4 protein-coding genes are annotated in these 3,066 nt (G+C 65.4%); 2 read left to right on the forward strand and 2 right to left on the reverse strand.

Translation table 11 applies throughout. The annotated features are described in order from the left end of the window. Window positions 1-418 (forward strand): HAD family hydrolase (locus QWJ41_RS20630; protein WP_302710346.1); only part of this gene is annotated, 418 nt, incomplete at its 5' end. Between the two features lie 87 nt (window positions 419-505). Here the strand turns inward: QWJ41_RS20630 and QWJ41_RS20635 are convergent. Both QWJ41_RS20635 and QWJ41_RS20640 read right to left on the reverse strand, forming a co-directional pair. After that, window positions 506-1,384: a phosphotransferase enzyme family protein gene (locus QWJ41_RS20635; RefSeq protein ID WP_302710347.1), complete on the reverse strand. Its 879-nt coding sequence runs from the start codon at window positions 1,382-1,384 to the stop codon at window positions 506-508. A 145-nt stretch (window positions 1,385-1,529) separates the two neighbouring features. Continuing rightward, window positions 1,530-2,099, reverse strand: coding sequence for an HAD domain-containing protein (locus QWJ41_RS20640; RefSeq protein ID WP_302710348.1), 570 nt, complete (start codon window positions 2,097-2,099; stop codon window positions 1,530-1,532). A 177-nt stretch (window positions 2,100-2,276) separates the two neighbouring features. On the opposite strand from QWJ41_RS20640, the gene QWJ41_RS20645 reads away from it, so the two are divergent. Beyond that, complete coding sequence (locus QWJ41_RS20645) at window positions 2,277-2,705, forward strand: GNAT family N-acetyltransferase (protein ID WP_302710350.1); 429 nt, start codon at window positions 2,277-2,279, stop codon at window positions 2,703-2,705. The last annotated feature ends 361 nt before the right edge of the window (window positions 2,706-3,066 follow it).

Below are 3,066 nucleotides of genomic sequence, written 5' to 3' on the forward strand. Positions count from 1 at the left end.
CGCCCTGGTGGTCGTTGACCAGACGTACAGCCCTGGCCTTCAGCTCCTGATCGATCTTCTTCGGCATGGTGCTCATCCTCCTGGACTCAAACAGGAGCGGCATCAAACCTGGGGCGCTTCAAAGATCCGCCAACTCGGCCTCGATTCACTCGTCGATGCTTGGGTGATCTCGGAGGAGGTCGGCATTCGTAAGCCCTTACCGGGCATCTTCCATGCGCTTGCCGCGCGTCTTGAATGCCCGTTAGACGGATGGATGATCGGCGACAGCCTTGAACTCGATGTCGTAGGCGGTGCAGCCGTCGGGCTTCGGACCGCCCTGATCTCTGGAGCCGAGCCGACCCAAGACGGAGCCCATGCGGACCTTCTCGTTGCATCGGTCGCAGAGGCGGCTGAGGCGATCATGTCCGACGCAACCTAAGGTTCGGAACTGCCGCGATCCGCGCGGTCGTGCCGAGATGTGCGGTCGACTCCTGGTACTGGCCCTGACAGCGACGGGCGATCAGCCTTACGCGGTAGACGTGCCAAGGGCCTCTAAGCGCCGACGCGCGTCGCTGAGCCCCTTCTCGTTTTCAGCATGGTCGATACCGCCCGTGAGGTCGTTGGTAGCAAGCCGCTCTGCGAAGTAGGCCCCTTGCACGACCTCACGGAACCGACTGAACGCGTCGAGGTGTGCCAACTCATTGGTAGTCAGTGGCCCATCGGTTTCGTAGGTGGACAGGAAGTGCGAGGCGTGCTCGCGCCCGCCGAGGTACATCACCGCTGATGCCACGTCGTACAGGACCGGGCCGCGCCTGGCTCCCGCCCAGTCGATCAGACCCGTTACTCCCGTGCGGTCATCGTGGATGAACGCGCCAGGCAGTGGGTCGGTGTGCAGGAGTGACCACGTGAGCGTCAGCCCGTCGGTCTCCCTGCGAACTGCGCTAATCGCTGAGCGGAGCCAGCGATGATCACCTACGCCGGGCATCGCAGGCGACAGCCAATCCACTCCGAACGTGCTCGTGCTCGGGCCAGTGGCTGGGTCGCTAGCCATGTGCACGCCCGCCAGTGTCCGTGCGATCCACCGCTGCTCGTCCTCAGACTCGCCTTCCAGTTCCCGACCTGGTACGTGCTCAAGTAGGGCCAAGCCCGCCGTGAGTTCCACGATGCTCCCGTTGCGAGTTGGGACCGGGCGGCCGGTAACGAAGCCAGCCTCGGCCAGGGCAGTCGCCGCCTCAGCGCCCGCCACCAGGTCCGCGAGACCGTCGCGCGAAACCGACTTGGCCACGAAGGTCGACCCCTCATGCACGACGAGCCACGTTTCCGAGTTCATTCCACCGTTCAGCGGTGTCACCGATGCGGACTCCAGCCCCCAATAGGTGGACAAAGCCTCTCTTGTGTTCAGCACTCGCGCACCCTCTCACGCGGTTTAGACAGGACGTCCGGATCTGCCGCGTAGCGTGCGCGTCGGCGCGCGCTCATCTGCCGCGATCCGCGCAGTCGCGCGAATTGCAGTAGCGAGCACCTGATGCACTGAACGTCGGAGTTAGGGGTCACCGACGAAGTGCCCGTTCGATATCGTCCAGTTCGTGCGGAGTCAGCCCGCGCTCGGCGTCGGGCGCGATGAGGTGCGCCCTGATCCCCCGTTCCTGCAGTCGGGTTGCACAGAACTCGCCTCTCGTTTGCTCTGCGTGCTCGGAGGCTTCCCCCTGATCGAGTTTGCGGCCCAGGTCGTCATCGCACCAGACGATGGTGGAGACGTCGTAGTTGTCGTCCAGCCACGCGTCAAGGGCCCACCACTTCCACCAAGGCATGAGGTCCCACGCCTTCCCAGCGCGCTCGTGGGCGCGAATGCGGCCCTCCTCCGGACCGGCGATCGATGGCCAGTCACGGCCTGGGAAGGGACGCATTGAGGACCGCATCTCGGCGTCCCAGTCAGTGAGCCACCAGGACCGCACCCCCGGCACCTGAGCAAGCGCATCGAGCCGCACGCACAGGCTCGCGGAGACGAGCACCGGACCCAGCAGCCGACCCGCGACGACGTCATCTCCCCAGGTCGTCGTCCCGTGAAGAGGGGACACGACGCCATCCACGTCGACTACCAGGGCTTTGGTGTCCCTCATGTGGCAGGTCTACCGGATGCCGCCGACATGATGCCCCTCAACCCGCGATGCGGCTTGTCTACAGGTGCACACATCCGGCGCGTATCGTACGCCCGGCGGCCATCCGGTTCTGCCGCTGCTGGCACGAACGTGCCGATGAGCGGATGCGTCCGTCCGGGCACCGTGCCATGGTTCAGCGTGATCACCACTCTGACGAGCGAAGCGCTTGGCGCTTGTGTCGCCCTCTACGTCGACACCTTCAATGCACCGCCTTGGAACGAGTCGTGGAACGCGAAGGATGCTGCTCAGCGGCTCGGCGACTTCCTCGCTACTCCCCGCGCCCACGGTGTCTGTTCGCGGGACTCCGACGGAGAACTGCTCGGCTTCGCGGTCGGTCATCTGGAACGTTCGGGAGCCGACGACCACTTCCTCCTCAAGGAGATGTGCGTTCGCACGAGCATGCAACGCAGGGGCCACGGCACCCGACTGCTGGATGCTCTCGCCGAACACCTCGGAGACGTTCGGCACTGGTACCTCCTGACCGCCCGCGACAGCGACGCGTCAGCCTTCTACGAAAGGAACGGCTTCCGCCCCGCCGGACGGATGGGCGTCTTCGTCCGACCGTGACCGCGCGGAGCGCACTATCGGACTGACGCGCGAGCATCCGCGCGCTCATCTGCCGCGATCCGCGCGCCTCGCTGTCACACCTCAATCGCAGAGGGGGGCCGCCGCCCCCTCGCCGGGCATCTGCGGCAAAACAGCAGGCGCGTGCGCCCACCCGCTGCTCAACCCTGATCCACCGACGTTGGATTCGTGATCGGTGATTTCGCTGATTCGCGGTGGAACTCGGGGAGTGGGCGTGGCTGACTGTCGGCGGCCACGAGAAACTGCCCGGAGACGGCCACGAAACTGCCCGCTGGCGGACATGAGAACTGCCCACTGACGGTCATGGGATCTGCCCGACACGACGTCGTCTGCCTCGCCGCGC

The sequence above is a fragment of the Nocardioides cremeus genome (assembly GCF_030518195.1).
GTDB lineage: Bacteria > Actinomycetota > Actinomycetes > Propionibacteriales > Nocardioidaceae > Nocardioides > Nocardioides cremeus.